The following is a 263-nucleotide window of genomic DNA, read 5'->3' as shown; positions in this document are numbered from 1 at the left end:
ATCTGATCACCCGGCGAACGCCCTTCGCCTTCGAGCTTCGCCAGCACGAGCAGATCGGTCACGATGTGACGCATGCGCGACGCCTGCTGCTCCATGAGGTCGAAATAGCGGTTGCGCTCGTCTTCGGACAGCGGCAGCTCGCGCATCGTCTCCAGAAAGCCCGAGAGCACCGTGAGCGGCGTCTTGAGTTCGTGCGAGACGTTGGCCACGAAGTCGCGCCGCATGGCGTCCGTGCGTTCGAGTTCGGTGATGTCCTGCGAGAG

Annotated in this window: 1 protein-coding gene; it reads right to left on the bottom strand. The window is 63.5% G+C overall.

Features of this window, described 5'->3' with window-relative positions; genetic code table 11:
* Nucleotides 1-263: histidine kinase dimerization/phospho-acceptor domain-containing protein (locus tag SB772_RS42180; RefSeq protein WP_410838796.1), on the bottom strand; the 263-nt coding region annotated here is incomplete at both ends.

The organism is Paraburkholderia sp. SIMBA_030, assembly GCF_046535245.1.
GTDB lineage: Bacteria > Pseudomonadota > Gammaproteobacteria > Burkholderiales > Burkholderiaceae > Paraburkholderia.
This window is presented reverse-complemented; position numbering and strand designations above follow the sequence as displayed.